General features: G+C 69.1%; 10 protein-coding genes. 5 read left to right on the top strand and 5 right to left on the bottom strand.

Annotated features, from left to right (window positions below; genetic code table 11):
* Positions 1–304: 304 nt before the first annotated feature.
* Positions 305–3,166, bottom strand: a complete 2,862-nt coding sequence (locus tag ACIOC1_RS35150) for a Z1 domain-containing protein (RefSeq protein WP_401858650.1) — start codon at positions 3,164–3,166, stop codon at positions 305–307.
* Positions 3,167–3,499: 333 nt separating this feature from the next.
* Between ACIOC1_RS35150 and ACIOC1_RS35145 the strand changes: the two genes are divergently transcribed.
* The 3 genes from ACIOC1_RS35145 (at position 3,500) to ACIOC1_RS35135 (ending at position 10,518) form a co-directional block, all read left to right on the top strand.
* Positions 3,500–3,670, top strand: a complete 171-nt coding sequence (locus tag ACIOC1_RS35145; RefSeq protein ID WP_401858647.1) for a hypothetical protein — start codon at positions 3,500–3,502, stop codon at positions 3,668–3,670.
* Between the two features lie 424 nt (positions 3,671–4,094).
* Positions 4,095–10,157: an RHS repeat-associated core domain-containing protein gene (locus ACIOC1_RS35140; protein WP_401858644.1), complete on the top strand. Its 6,063-nt coding sequence runs from the start codon at positions 4,095–4,097 to the stop codon at positions 10,155–10,157.
* A 73-nt stretch (positions 10,158–10,230) separates the two neighbouring features.
* Positions 10,231–10,518 carry a DNA-binding protein gene (locus ACIOC1_RS35135; RefSeq protein ID WP_401858641.1) on the top strand — a complete coding sequence of 96 codons (288 nt, stop codon included), beginning with the start codon at positions 10,231–10,233 and terminating at the stop codon, positions 10,516–10,518.
* A gap of 271 nt (positions 10,519–10,789) precedes the next feature.
* Here ACIOC1_RS35135 and ACIOC1_RS35130 read toward each other — a convergent pair whose 3' ends face one another.
* Positions 10,790–11,098, bottom strand: coding sequence for a transposase (locus tag ACIOC1_RS35130; protein WP_401858638.1), 309 nt, complete (start codon positions 11,096–11,098; stop codon positions 10,790–10,792).
* Between the two features lie 287 nt (positions 11,099–11,385).
* On the opposite strand from ACIOC1_RS35130, the gene ACIOC1_RS35125 reads away from it, so the two are divergent.
* Positions 11,386–11,805, top strand: coding sequence for a hypothetical protein (locus ACIOC1_RS35125; RefSeq protein ID WP_401858635.1), 420 nt, complete (start codon positions 11,386–11,388; stop codon positions 11,803–11,805).
* A gap of 485 nt (positions 11,806–12,290) precedes the next feature.
* Here the strand turns inward: ACIOC1_RS35125 and ACIOC1_RS35120 are convergent, their stop codons facing one another.
* The gene (locus tag ACIOC1_RS35120) at positions 12,291–12,464 is read right to left on the bottom strand and encodes a hypothetical protein (RefSeq protein WP_401858632.1); all 174 of its coding nucleotides are present in this window, start codon (positions 12,462–12,464) and stop codon (positions 12,291–12,293) included.
* Between the two features lie 761 nt (positions 12,465–13,225).
* On the opposite strand from ACIOC1_RS35120, the gene ACIOC1_RS35115 reads away from it, so the two are divergent.
* The gene (locus ACIOC1_RS35115; protein ID WP_401858629.1) at positions 13,226–14,665 is read left to right on the top strand and encodes a replication-relaxation family protein; all 1,440 of its coding nucleotides are present in this window, start codon (positions 13,226–13,228) and stop codon (positions 14,663–14,665) included.
* Positions 14,666–14,940: 275 nt separating this feature from the next.
* On the opposite strand, the gene ACIOC1_RS35110 is transcribed toward ACIOC1_RS35115, so the two are convergent.
* Both ACIOC1_RS35110 and ACIOC1_RS35105 read right to left on the bottom strand, forming a co-directional pair.
* On the bottom strand, positions 14,941–17,457 hold the full coding sequence (locus ACIOC1_RS35110) for a Helicase associated domain protein (RefSeq protein WP_401858626.1): 2,517 nt from the start codon (positions 17,455–17,457) through the stop codon (positions 14,941–14,943).
* Positions 17,457–18,218: a hypothetical protein gene (locus ACIOC1_RS35105; protein ID WP_401858623.1), complete on the bottom strand. Its 762-nt coding sequence runs from the start codon at positions 18,216–18,218 to the stop codon at positions 17,457–17,459. The genes ACIOC1_RS35110 and ACIOC1_RS35105 overlap by 1 nt, the downstream gene beginning before the upstream one ends.
* Positions 18,219–18,788: the final 570 nt, after the last annotated feature.

Below are 18,788 nucleotides of genomic sequence, written 5' to 3'. Positions count from 1 at the left end.
ACTTGTTCGACGGCTAAGAGGCGGTGATCACGCAGCCCAGGGCGAACGGGTACGTCCGACCGACCGAGGGCTCTGCTTCGCCCCCGCATGCCTCCGAACGGGGGTAGATCAATGGTCCTCGGCGACCGGGAGGTGGTCGAAGCGGTGCGCGGACCTGGGCCAGCCGGATGCTGCGACCTTGCTTCAAAGTTGGCCAGGAATGTGACGCGTATCTGGCCAAGTTGGGGGTCTGGTTGCGACGTGCTGGCGTCCCGTCGCCGACTCAGGAATCGAGGGGATATTTCCGGTTTCAACGCCGGTCGTATCAAGGGCTGCGTACGGACCGGAAGCGAAGCAACGGGCCCTCCTCCTTCTCCGGGGTGTAGATGCCGACCCCCAAGACGATCTGCGATGGGTCCGCCTTACCGTCCTTGACGGAGCCGTCCTCCCCTTCGTGAATGGGGTACAGGAGCACTGCCCCCAGGAGATGCAACGCCCCGTCGGCCCGACCCACTGCGGCCTTGACCGCCGACTCGTGCGACGGCTTCGTGATCCTGCCGAAGCTGTCCCCCCGGTCGGTCCGACGTGCTTGGCGGAAGAGGGACAGCGATTCAAAGCCGAGAACCGACGCCGTGCATCCGTCACCAGCGGGTTGCGGTACGACCAGCAGCCACTGGCCCCCGGGCTCCCGCCCCAGCTGCTCCAGGTAGGCGAGGTGTGGGCGCAACTGCGGCCCGGTGCCCTCCAGTTCGGAGAAGACATGCATCAGGCGGGCGTGCGGGACCAGGCCGGTGCGGGCGCGGAGGGAGGTGGATCGACCGCTGAGCACGCGGGGCTCCGCCAGAACGTCCAGCAGCGGCCGCCACTGCTGGACGTTGCGGGCTTTCACCGCCGCGTCCACGGGGTGGGCGAGCGGCTCGATCCACCGGCCGGGCGAGCGGATCTCGACCAGTTCGGCGTTGAAGAGACCGTTTCGTCGTTGCTCCGGATCCACCGAGCCCAGGTGCTGCGCGAGCAGCGGAGGCACTTGGGCGGGCGTGAGCTGCGGCCTGCCGTCGACTTCGATGGCGTAGCGCGCCAGATCCTCCTGGAACGAGCGCTGGTCGCGGAAGATTGCTGCGAAGGCGTGGAAAAGGCCTCCATCGGCATCGTTCGGGACCCGCGCGAAGTAGAGCCGCATCAGGTCTCGGTAGCCGATACGGAAGCCAGCCCAGCGTCCCATCCCGGCCAGAACCACCGCGCTATCGGTGCGGGGCCCCTGGTAGATGACGGCCAGACCCTCGACGGTGCCGCCGTGGGAGAGCCGTGAGCCGCAGACGAGGATCTTCCAGATGTGCCGCCGCGTGAAATCCAGCTCGTACCCGCCGTGTTCGTCGTGTGTGGATCCGCTCTCGATCACGACGGCGTTGCCGTCGGAGTCGATCCGCGACCACGCAGCAACGACGTACGGGACGAGCTCGTCGAAAGACTCGGGGAGGGGCAGCCCGCCGGCTCGCTCGCAGGAAACGGGCTCGACGTCCCTTTCGTAGAGCTCGCGGAGCCGTCCCAGACCGTCGGCCCGGTCGTAGGAGCCCTCGTACCAGAGGCGGCGCAAGCGCGCTGCCTGTTCCCGCTTCCGGATGACCTGATCCGAAGAGTTAACGATCATGGTGTGGTGGCGATAATCGGTTCTTACTTCGCCCCCGCCACGCGCGGCTCGGTACAGCTTCACCGCGCCGGTCAGCACGAACATGTCCATAGCTTGTCGTTCGCCCTGGTCATCGTCCTTGTCACGGAGCACGAGGTTGCGGACGTGCGCCTTCTCCGGAGAGTTGGCGAAGGTCCGCTGCTCCTCCGGGACGTCCGAGTCGATGTCGTGGAAGTCCTCCACACTCACGTAGCCGGCGGGGCGCGGCAGGGAAACGATGAAGTCCCTCGGGAACAGGTCCTCCGAGGCGGCTGGGTCCATGAGGGTGCCGACGAAGGGTGACGTGGCGTAGGCGACGTACTGCGCCCTGGGCAAGAGGCCCAGCAGTTCCGCCATGGCGGTCTGGACGGACGTGAGGCCCACCTTCCCCGTTCCGGTCGCCTTCCTGTGGGTGTTCACGACGTCCGGATCCCACTCGGTGCCGTCGTCGATGATCAGTGTTGGGGTCTCCGCCAGCGGCGTTTGGATGCTCTGCAGGTCTTTGACCAGTTTGGACAGGATGGTTTTGTTCTTTTTCACGACCATGAGCCGTACGGCCGTGGCGTGCAGGTTCTCAGGATCGTTCAGCGGCAGCTGCGGCATCCGCTTCTCGAACTCGAGCGCGGTGAGGCTCTGGCGCAGGCCTGCGTAGTCGTTGTCGCGCGTCGTCAGACGGACTATGTCGAACGAACCTTCCGAGGCGGGACGTCGACCGTGCCGCAGGAACCCGTCCGCCTTGAACCAGTCGGGATCGTCCCCGTACTCGGAGTCCTCGGACTCGTCTGCGCCGCGCAGGATGTTCTCCCGCCCCACCAGATCGCGGTCGAGGGTCCGCTGCCGCTGGTAGCGCAGCGTGTTGCTCGGTCCCGTCAGCACGATGACCAGGCGGTAGCCCGCGTCGACCGCCTTGGCCACGGTGCCGGTGATGTGGGCGCTCGCGCCGGACCCCACGGGCGTGATCACCAAGCCCTTAGCTTGGTAGGCCTCAGCCGCGCTCGGGTCGGCCAGCTTCTCCACCACCTGGTCCGTCGCCTCGTCCAGGTCTGCCATGCTCGGGTCCGCCCACCCCCGCCGCCTCAGGAGGTCGACGTACGCGGGCCAGTACCGCCTCCGATCGGGCCGTGCCTCCGGGTCGTACCACCGGGCGAACGGCGAGCGGATCACCACGGGCCTGTGGCCGTCCTGGCGTCCGGCCTCGGAGAGCAGCTTCCTGATGCGCCGCGCCAGCTGATCGCGCTCCTGCTCGACCTGGGCCAGCTCTTGCTCGCGCTGGTGCAGCCGGTGGCGCAGGGAGTCCAGCTCGGCCGCGGTACTGTCCGTGTCCGCGAAGGCCCGGCTGTCCTCCAGCTCGCGCAGGCGCTCCTCCAGCTCGCGCCTGCTGCGCTCAAGGAGCCGGATGCGGCTCGCCGGATCCATACGGCTCTCTTCGTCCTTGCGGAACAACGCCCACACCCGGGCGGTCTCCTCCTCGGACAGCGGCGGCCGAGGGGGCTCGCCCGCGTCGTGGAGGAGATTCCTCACGAAGTCCTCCTGCGCGGGCCGCTCGCCACTGAGGGTGCGGCTTACGGAGCTGGCGGCGCGCGCTTCCTTGTCCGCGTACCTCCGCAGGGGCATCTCGAGTCTCTTAAACAACTCACGCAGAACAAGGACGAGTTCCCGGCGCTCAGGGCCCGCATCCGGGTGAAGCGGGCCGAGGGCGCCAGCCCCACTTCGATGTCTACTGGTCGTCACTGACCCAGTGTCGGCCACCACTTGGCCCTGTCAGACTGTTGCGCACGAATTGGCAACGCGTTGCGCATCATTGGCAACCGTTGCCTGCTGCGCATCACCCTCCGCGCACCTCAAGCTCGCAGCATGACCCGGACGGCTCCAGAAGCTCCCCAGCGCAAGACCTCCCGCCTACGCCGCGCCGCCGCGGTCGTGATCCTCGGCTTCATCGGCGGAATCGCCACGGGCCTGGGGAGCACCGCAGGAGCGGAGCTCCCGAACTGGCTCCAACTGCTGCTCAGCGCAGCGCCGTGGTGACGACTGGTCAGAGGCCAGCTGCACGTCAAAGGTGGCCAAGTAGGAGTCAAAGTCACAGATGTCCCGCCTTCCGTCCTGCCGCGCCCGCCAGGTCGCCGCTGTCCACAGGCAGCCTCAGGCAGGCTCCCCACACCATGAACGCCAGCTCGCCGGGCCCCGCCCGCACCAACAGGAAGGCGCCGCGCTGCGAGCGCCATGATGCCTTCCTCCATCCGGAGGAGCAGTCCGAGTTGGCCGCGCGGTTCCCGGCCGGCCACCAGGCGCAGATGGCATTCCTCCTGGCCGCCTACACCCGCAACGCGTCCGTGGTCGCCGCGCTCTTGGGCACCCGCGCACGTACGGTGCACCGTCACTGCCGCGGGTGGTCGCTGCCTCCCGGGCCCCGGCTGCGCCGGGCCCTGCGCCGCCGTGTCCTGGACCTCGTGTGCCCGCGGCCGGGACCGTGGCGGCGGCGATACCCGCGGCGGGCACGGCCCGTAAGGCGGCCGGTTCGCTCCCGGTACGCCTCCGGCAGAGCGCGGCCCGAACACACACGGCCAAGGGAGCCACCGACCCCGGGCCACAGCAGGCACAGGTGCAGGTGCTCGGCCAGGACACCGCGAAGAAGCTCGGCATCGACGGCGTCGTGATCGCGGTCAAGCCCGCTCAGGGCGCCAAGGGCGCAGTCGACGTCCAGGTCGACTACTCCGGCTTCCGCAGTGCCTACGGCGGTGACTGGGCGTCCCGGCTGCAGCTGCGCAAGCTGCCCTCCTGCGCGCTGACCTCCCCGACGGCCCCTGCGTGCACCGCCGGCGAGGCTCTGACGACGGACAACGACACCAAGGCCGGAACGCTGACGGCGGCCGTGGACCTGACGGCCGCGACGGCCTCCACCGCCGGTACGCAGACCGCACCCGTCGGCAAGGCGCAGCCGGCCGCGCGTTCCGTGACCGGCCTGAGCGCCACCGACGGCACTGTGCTGCTGGCCGTGACGGCTTCGGCGGCCGGTGCCGCCGGTGACTTCAAGGCGACGTCGCTGGCCCCGTCCGCCTCCTGGTCGGCGGGCGGCAGCAACGGCGGCTTCTCCTGGACGTATGGCATCGACACCCCCGAGGCGGCCGGCGGTGTGCAGCCGGACCTTTCGCTCGGTTACGCCTCCCAGTCGGTCGACGGCCGGACCGCGGCCACCAATAACCAGGCGAACTGGATCGGCGACGGCTGGTCGATGGACCCCGGCTACATCGAGCGGCAGTACGTGTCCTGCACTGACGACACGTCGGGCAGCAACACCACCGCCCAGGTCGGTGACCAGTGCTGGAAGAAGGACAACGCCGTTTTGAACCTGAACGGCCACAGCAACACACTGGTCAAGGACGACACCACTGGCGAGTGGCACCTGGAGAGCGACGACGGCACCAAGGCCGAAAAGCTCACCAGCTCCACGGACAACAACGGTGACAACGACGGTGAGTACTGGAAGGTGACCACACCGGACGGGACCGTCTACTACTTCGGCCTCAACCGCCCGGCGGGCTGGACCACCGGCAAGGACGAGACCAACTCCACCTGGACCGTGCCGGTGTACGGCAACCAGGCCGACGAGCCCTGCCACGCCACCGCCTTCGCGGACTCCTGGTGCCAACAGGCGTGGCGATGGAATCTGGACGCGGTGGTCGACCCGCACGGCGACGCGATGACGTACTACTGGGCCAAGGAGTCCAACTCCTACGGCCGCAACGTCAATCCGGACACCGGCGCCGCCACGTCCACCCCCTACACCCGCGGCGGCTACCTCAAGCGCATCGAGTACGGCCTGCGCTCCAGCAACTTCTACGCGACGCCCGCGGCGAAGGTCGACTTCACCGTCGCCGAGCGCTGCCTGACCGACTGCGGTACGTTCGACAAGGCCCACGCGGCGAACTGGCCCGACGTGCCCTTCGACCAGTACTGCGCGACCGGCGCGACCTGCACCGGGAACTACTCGCCGTCGTTCTGGACCCGCAAGCGGTTGACGAAGATCGACACCTCGGTGCTGGTCGGCACCGCCTTCAAGCCTGTGGACACCTGGGACCTGACCCAGCAGTTCCCGGCCACCGGCGACGGCACCTCGCCCGCTCTGTGGCTGGCCTCGATCGCCCGCACGGGCCACACCGGTACCGGCGATGCCGCGCTGCCCCGGGTGACCTTCCTCGGCCAGCAACTCCACAACCGGGTCGAGGGTGCCACGACCGGAGGCTCACCCGACCCGGTACCGCCGATGATCCGCTACCGGGTCTACGGCATCGACAGCGAGACCGGCTCGAGTCTGGGTATCACCTACACGGCCAGGGACTGCAAGGCGGGCGACGTACCGTCCCCGTCGTCCAACACGCGCCGCTGCTACCCGGTTATCTGGTCCCCGCCCCAGGCCCCCGGCGCCGAGTACGAGCCGTACCTGGACTGGTTCCACACCTATGCGGTCACGCAGGTGATTGAGCAGGACAACACCGGCGGCGCACCCGCTAAGGAGACCGATTACAGCTATGTGGGCGGCATGGCCTGGGGCAAGGACGAGGACGAGTTCACCAAGGCCAAGTACCTCACCTACGGCGAACGGAAAGGCTACGGCCTGGTCCAGGTCCGCACCGGCGCCGGCTCGGACCCGAAGACGCTCAAGGAATACCGCTACTTCCGGGGCATCGACGGCGCCCAGGTCACGACCCACGACGGCGCCGCCTACACCGACCACAGCTCCTACGCCGGCATGACCCGCGAGGAGATGACGTACAACGGTGACGGCGGCAAACTGCTAACCGCCACCAGCTACGAGCCCTGGCACGGCCCGGCGACCGCCAAGATGAGCCGCACCGGCCTGTCCGCGCTGTCGTCGTACGCCACCGGCAACGGCTCGGAATCCACCGCGACCGCGGTCGGCACCGGCTGGCGCACAACCAGGACCGAGCGCACCTATGACGCGGACGGAAAGGTCCTCACCGAATCCCGGCTCGGCGACACCGCCAAGTCCGGTGACGAGGAATGTGCGACGACGACGTACGCGCCCAACGCCGCGGCGAATCTTCTGACGCTGATCGCCGAGGTCCGGACCGTCGCCAAACCCTGTGGCACGACTCCGTCGTTGCCCGCGGACCTGGTCTCCGTGGAGCGCCACTATTACGACGGCGCCACCAGCCTGACCGCCGCGCCCACCAAGGGCGACATCACCCGCGTCGACGAGCAGGACGCGGCCGGCACCGGTTATCTGACCACCGCCACCCACACCTACGACCAGCACGGCCGTGAGCTGGCCGAGACCGACGCGCTCGGGCACAGCACGACCACCGCCTACACCCCTGCCACCATCGCGGCGCCGACGTCCTCGACCGAGACCAACGCGCTCGGCCAGACCGTCACCAGCGAGTACGACCCGACACGCGGTGTCGTGACCGGCTCGACCGACGCCAACGGCAAGCGCACCGACGCCGTCTACGACGGACTCGGCCGACTGACGAGTGTCTGGAAGCCCGGCTGGGCCAAGGCCGCCCACGCCACTCAGCCATCGGTCCAGTACGCCTACTCCATCTCCCGTACCGCCGCGAATGTAATCACAACCAAGGCGATCAAGAGGGACGGCACCTACAGCACCATCTACAGCTTCTACGACGGTCTGCTGCGCCCCCGCGAGACGCAGACGCCGGCCGCCGGCACGCAGGACCGGCTGGTGAGCGAAACGCTCTACGACACTCGCGGCTTCACCCGCAAGACGTACGGCACCTACTACGCCTCCGGCTCCCCCTCTGCCACGTTGGTCAGCGGCGACGACACCAAGGTGCCCGACGCCACCTCGAACGTCTACGACGGCAGCGGGCGGATCACCGACGCGATCACCGTCAAGTACGGTGACGAGCAGTGGCGTACGACCACGGCCTACGACGGCGACCGCACCACGGTGATCCCGCCGAAGGGCGGCACGGCCACCACCACCGTCACCGACGCGCTCGGCCGCAAGACAGCCCTCATGCAGTACACCGACACGGCTCGGACGGCATCGCAGACCACCACGTACGCCTACGGCAAGTACGACGAGCCGGTGAAGGTCACCGACCCCGCCGGCAACGTGTGGTCCTACACCTTCGACAACCGCGGCCAGCAGACGAAGGCGGACGACCCCGACAAGGGAGTGTCCACCACCGGCTACGACAACGACGGCCGTCCCGTCACCAGCACCGACGCCCGCGGCGTCACGCTGACGACGGAGTACGACAAGCTCGGCAGGAAGACCGCGCTGAAGCAGGGCGGCACCACGCTCGCTTCCTGGACGTACGACACGCTTGCCAAGGGGCAGTTGACCAGCAGCAGCCGTTTCGTCGGCGGCGCCGAGTACACCACCGCGACCGGCGGCTACAACGACCGCTACCAGCCGACCTCCACCTCGGTGACCATTCCGGCCGCGGCCGGCGGACTGGCGGGCACCTACTCCTGGACCTACGGCTACAACGACCAGACCGGTCTCCAGGACTGGACGTTGACACCTGCCGTGGGCAATGTCCCGTCCGAGCGGATCACGACCAACTACAACAGCGACGACATGCCGATCCGCACCAGCCGGGCCGGCGTGGTCCTGGTCGCGAACACGACGTACGACGCCTTCTCCAGGCCGGTGCGCACCGAATTCGGGGGCACGGTCGGCAAGAAGGTGTACCAGTCGCAGCAGTACGACGAGTCCACCGGCCGCCTCATCCAGCAGACCACCGACCGTGACCTGGCACCGCAGCGGATCGACGACACCTCCTACGTCTACGACCCGGCCGGCAACATCACCTCGATCAGCACCGCCAGCGGCAGCACCGCCAGCGGCCAGGACGCGGCCAAGTCCACCGACACGCAGTGCTTCACCGACAACGCGCTCGGACAGCTCACCGAGGCGTGGACGGCGGCGACCGACTGCTCCAAGGCGCCCGCCACGAGCACCGTCGGTGGCCCGGACGCGTACTGGCAGAGCTTCCGTTACGACCTGGCCGGAAACCGCAGCGAGCAGACCGACCACGGCACCGGGGCCTCCGCGGGGACCGATGCCGTCACCACCTACACCCAGCCCGAACCGAACACCGGGCTGCCGCACGCGGTGCAGCAGACGTCGGTCGCGGGCGGTGCCGACAACGGTGCGACCAGCACCTTCGGCTACGACAAGGCGGGCAACACCACCAAGCGCACCACCGGCGGCCAGGTCCAGGACCTGACCTGGGACGCGGAGGGCCACCTGGCCACCCTCACCCAGGCCGGCAAGACCACCAGCTACCTTTACGACGCCGACGGCAACCGGCTCATCGCCAAGAACGTCGACGGCACTGGAACCCTGACCCTGCCCGACGGCAGCGAACTCAAGCTCGGAGCCGACGGCACCACCAAGACCGGCACCCGCTACTACACGCACAACGGCGACACCGTCGCCGTCCGCAGCGGCGCCACCATCTCCTACCTCTTCACCGATCAGCAGGACACCGCGACCACCGCGGTCGACTCGACCACCTTCGCGATCACCCGCCGCAAGGAACTCCCCTTCGGCCAGATCCGGGCGACCTCAGGGACCTTCCCCGGCACCCAGGGCTTCGTCGGCGGCACCACCGACCCGACCGGCCTGACCCACCTCGGCGCCCGCGAGTACGACCCCGTTCTCGGTCGCTTCATCTCCGTCGACCCCGTCATCGACACCGGCGACCCGGCCCAGATGAACGCCTACTCCTACGCTCACAACAACCCGGTCACCCTCTCCGACCCCGACGGCACCCGCCCCCTCGGCCCCACCGACGGCGGCACCACCACCGACAACCAGTGGGCCAACGACCGCGGCATGAACGCCGGCTACACCTACAAGAACGGCAAATGGGTCTGGCAGCAGTCCCCGAAGAAGGACACGACCTCCCGCCAGAAATACGCCGCCTACCAGGCCAACCCCACCCACTACATGATCGACGACGGCTACGCCTACGCCCGCGCCCAGCAGCAGGCCGCCGCAGCCGCCCGGATCAAGGCCCAGGCCGCGGCACGCGCGAAGAAGCTCGCCGAAGAGAAGCGGCGGAAGAAGAACAGCATCTTCGGCAAGATCAAGTCCGGTATTGGCAGTGCCTGGGAAGAGACCAAGGACAAGGTCAGCGACCCGCACTGGCTGGTGGAAAAGGGCGTGGGGCTGCTCGCGGCAACGGGTACAGCGGCCTGTATCGCCTTCGAACCCTGTGGCGCAGGACTCTTCATCGTCGGCGCCGCAGCGCTCTACGCAGGCGGGTTGGCGGGTCAATACGCTGTATCCAACGGTACGGAGCGGCGAAAGGGAATGGCCCAATATCTGGGAAGCACGGCAAAGAGCGAAGGTATGGGTATCCTTTGGGGTTCCCTGTGCGGCCGGGGTGCCGGTGGATGTTTCGCGCTCGGGGCCAAACCGAACTTCCCTCTTGAAGGGGTGGCCAGATCCAGCATACCGCGTGCGGCTATAATGCACGTCGGCCGAACCGTGAAAGACTTCCTGCTGCACTGACAACGACTCCGTCGGCCGCCTTCAAGAGCGGCCGACGGAGTCACCACTCTGATAGAAAGCGAGCGCTCTAGTCGTGAAGGAACGTTCCTATCCCAAGGTCATGAAATTCTGGGGGAACCCTCCTGTAGCGACACCGGACGAGGAATGGGTGTCGCAGCCGGATGCGGCAAAAATCCTAGGGATTTCAATGGCGCGGGTAGTTTGGCGCATTATGAGCGATCACTTGACCCCGGCTCACAACAGCGCCGGCCGGGCAGGAATTACCCGCTCAAGTATCGTCAAGGACCAGCAATGGCTGGCTGCAGCTTCCTGGAGGGCCAAAAGTTTTCGAATGCTCAAAGATATTGGGAAGCGCTTCTAAGGCGGGACGCCGCAGGTGGCCTATCGCGCCGGCGGCAAAGCCGCCTCAGAAGTGAGCGACCGCTTGCATGGTATAACGCATTTAGGAATATCAGCGGAAGCGTTGACCGGTGGAGGAGTCTGAATCGCCGCCACTGCGGGGGTCTGTAGTGGAGTGGTTGCCGGATACCTCACTGCTGGAGGGATTGGCGCAACTGCGGGCGTCGCGAGCTAGGAGATTGGGAGCGGAGGCTACACAGTAAGAGGGTTTCTCACGTGGTGAGTTTCGCGAGTTACTTGTAGCAGGTTAGGGCTGCGGCGAGGCCCAGGAAGGCGAGGAAGTAGCTGTCCTTGCGTTCATAGCGGACGGTGAGACGGCGGTAGCCGAACAGCCAGGCGATCGATCTCTCGATCTTCCAGCGGTACCGGCCGAGCCGCTCCCCGGACTCGATGCCCGGGCGTGCGATGCGCGGAATGAGTCCTCGTGAGCGGAGCCAGGCGAGGTGTTCGGCAGAGAAGTACGCCTTGTCGGCGCGGACCTTGGCCGGCGCGGCTGGCCTGGAGCCGGTCCGGCACCGCCGCTTGGTCGTCGCCACCGTCACCGCGGCCCGGCTGGCCGCGCACAGCCCGACCGCGGCGGTGTGGCGGGTCGCCGGCGCCCGGGAAGGCGGCTGGAGCCTGGACCGGGTCCCGGCCCCCGCAGTGACCCGCTGGTCCGGTCTGGGAAGGGGGACCGGCCAAGGCGGCCGCCGGACGGCAGGCGGCCCGGTCCCGGGCCCTCTTATCCCGCACATGCCCCGGCGGCTGGTTTCACCGGTTCCCGCGGCGGTGGGTGGTGGGCGGGGCGTACGGTCTCCGGCTATGGGCGACGACATCGACCTGACCGACGATGAGCACCTGCGGGCGCTGGCCGCGCTGGAGGCCGTCGTCGGCAACAACGACACCGGCCTGGCTGTCCTGGCGGCCGGCGGCGCGAGGGGAGAAGCCGCTGCCGGAGCTGCTGGCCGCGTACGGCAAGCACACGCTGGAGCGGATCCTGGTCGCCGCGTTCGGCATCATCTCCGAGACCGGCCACGGTGAGATGGGCCCGCGGCTGGCGGAGCTCAACGCCGACCCGCAGGCCCGCCTGGCCTTCCTCCTGGCCGAGGCCCTGCGTCAGCAGGCGGTTCTGGCCGGCGACGACCTGGCCACCGCCAAGCACATCGGGATGTCGATCCTGGGGGCGGTCCACGCCTTCACCGACGCCGACGACTCCGACGCCCTGACCCTGCTGCGCGCCCTGCGCAACGAGGTCCTCCAATCGGGCTGAGCGCGTAGGGGCGCCTACGCGGCGGTGCGCAGCAGGCCCCGTTCGCTGCCTTGGTGGGGCAGGTGGATCTGCAGGTCGTACCACCAGCCGTCGCCTGCGCCGGGCTTTCACCACGGCGTACAGGTGCTGCCCGTCCGGGAGGGTCACGTGGACCAGGGGGCCGTCGGCCGGCGGCAGTGCGGCCGGCTGCGCCGCGCCGTGCCCCTGGTCCTGGTCGTCGCTCACCCTTCCAACCTAGTTCGATTCCCCGTTCGATTCCACGGTGGAACAGTGCGTTCCCCCGGACCCATCGCGCGTTCCACGGACATCACTACCGCAGGTCACAGCCCTGGATCGATGGAAAGCGGCGACCCGGGCGTGCGGGTGAGCAACCGCCCCGGCTGCTCACCCGCACGCCCTTGGGCTGCGCGGATCGGTCTGGAACGGTGGGGAACGGTGGGTATGGGCGGTGAATTGGGCAATACGGGCGCGATGGAACAGTGCGGTTACCGGCGGGTCCCCGGCCGCCGGTGGGCACGGCGGCCGCGGCCGCGCTGGAGCTCCCGCAGGGCCGTGCGGATCTGGGGTGCGGTCGGCGCCGGGCGGCCGTGCACGGCCAGGCCGTCCAGCAGGTTGTCCACCAGCCGGGCCAGGTGGTCGATCCTCGGGTTGCGCCTCATGGCCGTCTCCTTCGGCCGGGTAGCGGGGGCCGGTTGCGCTCCCGCCCATAGGCCGCCCCCCGTGACAACCGGCGGCGCTTCCCGGCGACAGTGACCAAATTTGAGGCGGGTGTGACTGATGTGACGTCCGGACGGGGGTCGCGCTGCGGGGCCTTCACGGCAGGTCACCCCTTGACCACCCCCTTGTCCGACCCCTTGACTACGCCGCGCTGTGGTCGGTCGGCCCTGGCGTTTCTCCTGGACCGCAGTGGTTGCCCGCCGTGAACAGACCGCGGACAAGGGGGGTGGCGCCACGCTGCGACCGAGCCGGGGATGGAGGCCGGCGGGCGGAAGGGAGTCTGTGGTGACAGGCGGGAGAGCGGGTGCGCAGCGGTCGCCCGCGGAGTCAACGCAGGGTGCATGCTGGACAGATGAGCCCGGGCGGACCGGGTGGCCGCCGGGTGGTGCAACCGGCCGGGCCAGGTCAGGCAACCCCCTTGGGTGGGCACTTTGGTTGCCACTGCGGAACCCACTTACGTGTCGATCATCCGCATGCACTTTGTTTCCGCAGTTCAGCGCCTGTTTCCGCAAGTCCGCCGCTCGTCACAACCCTCTTCTCCCCCCTGTGATGACAGACGGCGGGGGGATCATCGGGTTCCCGGGAGCACCCGGGACCCCTCCCCAGCCCCGGGGCCCCTCGGGCCGGGGTGGGCCTGGCCGCCCGACCGTTGGTCGGCCGGCGACTTGGCGGGAGTGGTGGACGAAGCGGGGAGGCAGGGCTGATGGCAGGCACACCGATCACACAGCCGGGCGAGCAGACCAAGCGGCGCAAGCGGGCCGACAACCCCGCCGGGTCGACCAACGCCCTGCGCGAGGACGTGCTGAAAGTGCTGGGAGTGGTGAAGGTCGCCACCGCCGACCAGATCCAGCGCACGGCCGCCCCGCACCTGACCTACCGGCACACGACCAAGCCGACGGCGGCCAAGCGCAAGGAGGCCCGCACGGCCGCGCACCGCGGAGCGCTGGCGGACCTGCGCGCCTCGGGACAGGTGCTATTCGGCGGCCACACCCGTACCGGGGAAGGCCTGCGGCTGCTCACCCAGCTCGGGCTGGACTCCGCGACGGGTCCGCTGGGCCGGCCGAAGAACCAGATGGGCGGCGCCGCCCGGGGCGCGGGCCGCTCGGGCGCGCAGCACGCGATGTCGGTCAACGAGACGATCCTGGCCCTGCTGCGCCCCACGCCGGACCTGTCGCTCCTTGAGGGCGAACCCCCGGAGGCGATGGGAGCGGCCCGCGCCGCCGCCGCGCAGCCGGGACTGGGCTCGCTCGGCTCGTACGTCACCGAGGTGCACCTGCCCTACACCGGGACCTGGTCGACGCAGGGTAGGAGCGGCGTCCAGGCCGACATCGTCGTAGCGGTGCCGGACGGCAGGGTGCCGCTGCTGTTCGTGGAGGTCGACAACTGCTTCGAGGAAGCCGCCGTCCTGGCGGCCAAGTTCGACAAGTACGCCCGCTTCTTTGCCCGGCAGATCACCGACACCGACGGGCAGGACATCCCGATGTGGCGCCAGAAGTGGACCGCCCCGGAAGGCCGGTTGGGCGATACGCCGCACCCGCCGGTGCTGCTGGTCTTCAACCCGGTCGGCCCCCGCAACCCGAAGGCGACCATGCAGCAGATCGCCGCCCGCACCCGCCGGCACTGGCAGGGCGAGGAGCACGACGACTTCAGCATGTACGACAGGTGCATCCCGATCGTGGCGACCACGCTGGAGCGCTTGCGCGAGCACGGCCCCGCAGGGCCGGCCTTCTGGCGCTTCGGCCGCCCCGGGCTCCAGCCTCTGGACGACGCGGTCGGCAACCCCCGCAGGGAGGCCGCCGACGCCCGCGTACGTGCCGAGCGACAGCGGGCGAGGGCTGCGGCCGAGAGGCGGGAGGCCGCTGAGCGCGAAGCCCGCCGGCCCAAGTGCACCCGCTGCGGCACCAAGTTCACCGACCAGCGGTGGGCCGAATCCGAAGAGGACGCCTGGGGCACACCGATGGACAGCCACCCCAAGCTGTGCGGCGACTGCAAGCTGCTGGCGCTCGAGAAGGAGCGGGAGCGCAAGGCCGCGAAGAAGGAAGCCGCCCGGCTGCGGCGCGAGGCGGCCAAGGCCGCGCAGGAAGCCGCCGAAGCCGAAGCCGCCCGCAAGGCGAACCGGATCCTGGGGCGGTTCCGCCCCTGACAGCGGGGGTTCGCTCCAGCCTCGCGTTCGCTCGGGGGAGGGCCTGGAGCGTAGCGGGGGTGTCAACGCCCGTCCAGGGCTGCGGCAGCCGAGCCGGTGCGACGATACGACCACAACAGCCCCGTCAGGGCCGCTGTACGCCCGCGTGGCGGCTTCGTGGCAGCAGGCAGGCACCGTTGGTCATCTCGTGTCAGCGGGGCAGCCATGGCGGCACACAAGGGCCGGGCCCGGGTCCCCCAACGGGATGCCCGGGCCCGGCCCTTCGCTGCGCGCTGCTACCAGCGCATCCCCAGCGCGTCGAGTTCCGCCCGTCGCTCCGCACTCAGCTTGTCGGCCCGCCTGCGGGCGTTGTCCGCGAACATGCCCAGCTTGTGGGGCACGCCGTCGACCTCTTCGACGTGTTTCCTCGGCACCTGGAAGTGCCCCTCACGGGCGTAGAACTGCCGGGCTGCCGCCATGTTCGCGTTCCACTTGCCGGCCTGCGTGCGGGGCGCTGGAGGCCGTTCGTCAGGCTCCGCCGGGCCGATGTGGAGCATGTTCTCCAGCATCCAGGCCTGTGCGGGCAGCAGCTGGTCCCAGCCGAGGCGCTGCGCCTGGACCCACGCCCCGAGGTCCTCGCCCTGGAGCGTCATCTGCCCGGGGCCGGTGGGCAGCTCGGTGCCCGCCTCGATGAGGCCCCGGCACAACCGGTAGCAGCGCTGCCAGGCCACCGGCCAGGCCGGGCACCAGCTCGGGTCGATCGCCTCGAGCGCGTCCCTGCGCTCTTCGGTCAGCGCCCCGGCGGTGGAGCCGACCGGCAGCCCCTGCTCGCGGCGCGCCTCGATCTCCGCCAGCTTCCGACCGGCGGTCCTCAAATTCTTCAGCCATACCCCCGTCGGGTGGCCGTTGTAGACCGCTGTCGTAGGGGCCAGCAGGTGGCCGTGTTCGGCCGCCCACCCCTGCGCTGCTGACAGCCCCTCCTGAAAAGCGACGTCCCAGTGCGACCACACCATGTGCAACTCTTCGAGTTCCTTGACCCGCGAGGGCTTCATCTCACCGGCGTTGTAAAACCGCCTCTGGTCCGCGATCCATGTTCCCAGCGGAAATCCGGCGGGCTGCCATTCCTCCGGCGTGGTGAACGAATACGGGACTTTCAGATCCCCGTTCTCTTTCACGTAGCGGGTCGCTGCCTGGATTCCCTGACGCCAGTACGTGTTTTCCGGCTGGAGAATCCGCAGTTTCATGAACAGCGCCAGCACGGCGGGGTCGCGCGGGGTGGAGAAGGAAAGCAGGCTCTGCGCCGGGGCCGATGTGCCGCGCTCCTCACCCCGGCCCGCCGCGTCACGCTCCGACGCCGACGGCTTCCGGTGCCGGGTGTTCGACTGCTGCTCCGCCAGAGCCTCCACGGTGTCCGCATCATGACTACGGAGCGCAGCCAAAATCCGGGCCAAGGAGTTGTACCCCTTGCTGGTGAGCATGGCGTCCGGATCCTCGTCCTTGCCCAGGAAAACAGGCACTACCAAGCTCGCCAGCTTGCCTTCTCCCGGTTTCATCCGGAGCGCCCGGCCGACGATCTGGAGGATGTCGACGGCCGAGCCGCGCATGTCCCCGAAGAACACAGAGTCACAACCTGGAGTGTCCACGCCCTCCCCAAGGACTCGAACACTGCTCAGCAGCCGCAGCCGCATCGGGACCAGGTCGCCGTCGACGCGCTCACCGACCGGGTCCGCGAACGTGGCCAGCGTCGCCCGCCGGCGCTTGGGGCTGTGCTCGCCGCACAGCCAGTCCGCCCACACCCGATCCGGCTCCGGGTACGTCTCGGGGTCGTCCTCCCACAGCCGCGTAGCAACGGCCGGCACCCCGGCCGCCATCGCTTCCGCCTCGCTGGTCCGGTAGTGGAAGCTGAGCATCCTGCGAAGCCCCCGCTCCGCAGCCGTCTTCACCGCGGCTGTCTGCAGAGCCGCGAGGCGCGAGCCGCGCACGTTGTCCGACCGGGCCTCGATCTCCAGCAGAGCGGCCGCCTGGAGCTCCGGGTCGGTCACGTCGACACACACCACCTGCCACGCCGCGACCAAGCCCAAATTGCGGGCCTGCGAGAGCGTCAACTTGTACGCCACGCTGCCGAACAGCCCGTCCGGGTCGTCCTCCATGCTGGCGACCAGCACCGGCGCGCCACTGCTGCCCTCCTCGGTCTCCGGCGCCTCCCACACACGCGGGGTGGCCGTCATGTAGAGCCGCCGGTCAGCAGGCACCTTCGCGTTGTCGTGAATCGCAGCCCACGGCTTACTCCCCCGACCACTGACCCTGTGGGCCTCATCCACCACCACCAGCGACCAGGGCGAAAGACCCGCCTCATGCGCTCGCTGGAGCGTCCCCAGACCCACGCTGGCGTACGTGGCGAACACCGTCAGCACCTCCTGGCCGCGCGTCCACGCCACCAGCTCGTCCACGTCCGTCGTGCACGCCGCCAGACCCTGCGCCTCCTCCGCCCGCAGCGAGCAGATCCCGTAGAACGGGCCCGTCCGGCCGCCGGCACGCCACGCGGCCGCCATCTGCGTCAGCAGGTCCAGGGTGGGAACGAGGACCAGGACGCGGCCGGCGCGGAGCTTGTGCGCGGTCAATACAGCCATGAAGGTCTTGCCGGACCCGGTCGCGGCGATGACCTGGGTCCGTAGCCCCTGCGCGGGCATCTGCCGGCCCGGCTGGAGCTCGAGCGCGCGCACCGCCGCATCCGAGGCCTCGATCTGGTGCGGCAGAGGCGTCATCGCCACGGTCTCTTCCACGAGCTCCGCACCCGTTACGACGGCCACCATCACCGTTCCCCCTTCGTGCCGTACAGCCATGCCTCGCACAGCCGGTCCAACTGCAGCTCTGAGTAGTCGGCATCAGCCCACTCACTCTCCAGCCACAGCCGGTCAGTCTCGATCCGCTCGCACAGCACGATGCTCTCCGGCCACTCCACCAAGCCGTACACCCCGTCCGGATACAGACCCCCCGGCCCGTAGACGCGGAACAGCCGCTCCAAGCGCACCCGGTTGGCCTGCGCGAACTCCTCCAGACGCTGCGGATACCCGGCCACTCCCGAGACCCGGACCGTGGGCAGGACCACTGCCAGCGTGTCCTTGGAATCCTCCGGGCTCGGACTCGGACGCCCGCTCAGCTCGGTGTAGTGCCGCTCAGTGATCTCCAGGACCTGCTGCACGAACTCCGGCGTCACCTCCGCCGGTCCGCTGAGATCCGGCGCCCGCTCGAGCGTGGCCGGCGCCGGGACCCGCAGACCGAACCGCGCGGCCCGCCCCCGCTGGCCGTACAACCGATCCGCTTGGCCTGCCAGTTCGTCGGTGACCTTCCGGACACCGTCGAACCAGCCCTGCCCGTACACCTCGCCCCGCCCGTCCGGCGCATCCGCCTCCATATCCACGACGGCGGAATAGACACCGGCCACCGCACCGGCCTCAATCGCGCACACCATCTCATCAGCCTCATCTGCGTTCACTCCGACCGCAGCAAGAATGGAAAAGATGCGGGCCCGAGAGTTCACCGCAGTCGTCTGGTGATTTCCGATGCGCTGCAAGACATCAGCGAGTGAAGTCGTAGACGACTTTCCTTTTTGATCCCCCATGAGGATTACCTTCCGAGGAGGGTCCCCGGGCGGGTGTGCTCCGGGGGTGGTGTCTGACTCCAGAGGCTAGCGCACTCACAGAACTGACGCACAACCGATCGGCCCCACGACCGGAACTGTCCGGAACTGACCCCGACCCCGCACACACCCCGATCACCCCCACCCAGCCCCTGCTCGAACCCGACCACCCCAGTCACCCACCACCCCCACGGCCGACCCCCATCCGCCCCAGGGTCGGCCGATCGCGCCCGCCCCCTCCCTCCTAGCCAGCCCGCTTGTTGCCCGCCCCCACCGGCCCGCGCCGAACAGCTGTTCCCGCACCGCCTGGAGCCGAGCGGAGCGAGGGGCCTCGGGCCGTCAGGAGGCGGGCGGAGCCCGCCGCATGGCGGGCCGTCAACGCTGGAGCGAAGCGCCGGGGTTGGCCCGGCGAAGCCGGGCAGACCGCGCGGAGCGCGGTCACGCTGAGCGAAGCGAGGCGTTTCGCTTGCACATCGCGCAGCGATGTGGTACCCGCTCCGCGGG

Source organism: Streptomyces sp. NPDC088197, from assembly GCF_044741185.1.
GTDB lineage: Bacteria > Actinomycetota > Actinomycetes > Streptomycetales > Streptomycetaceae > Actinacidiphila.
Note: the sequence above shows the minus strand (reverse complement) of the source record. Positions and strands in the feature narration are given on the sequence as shown.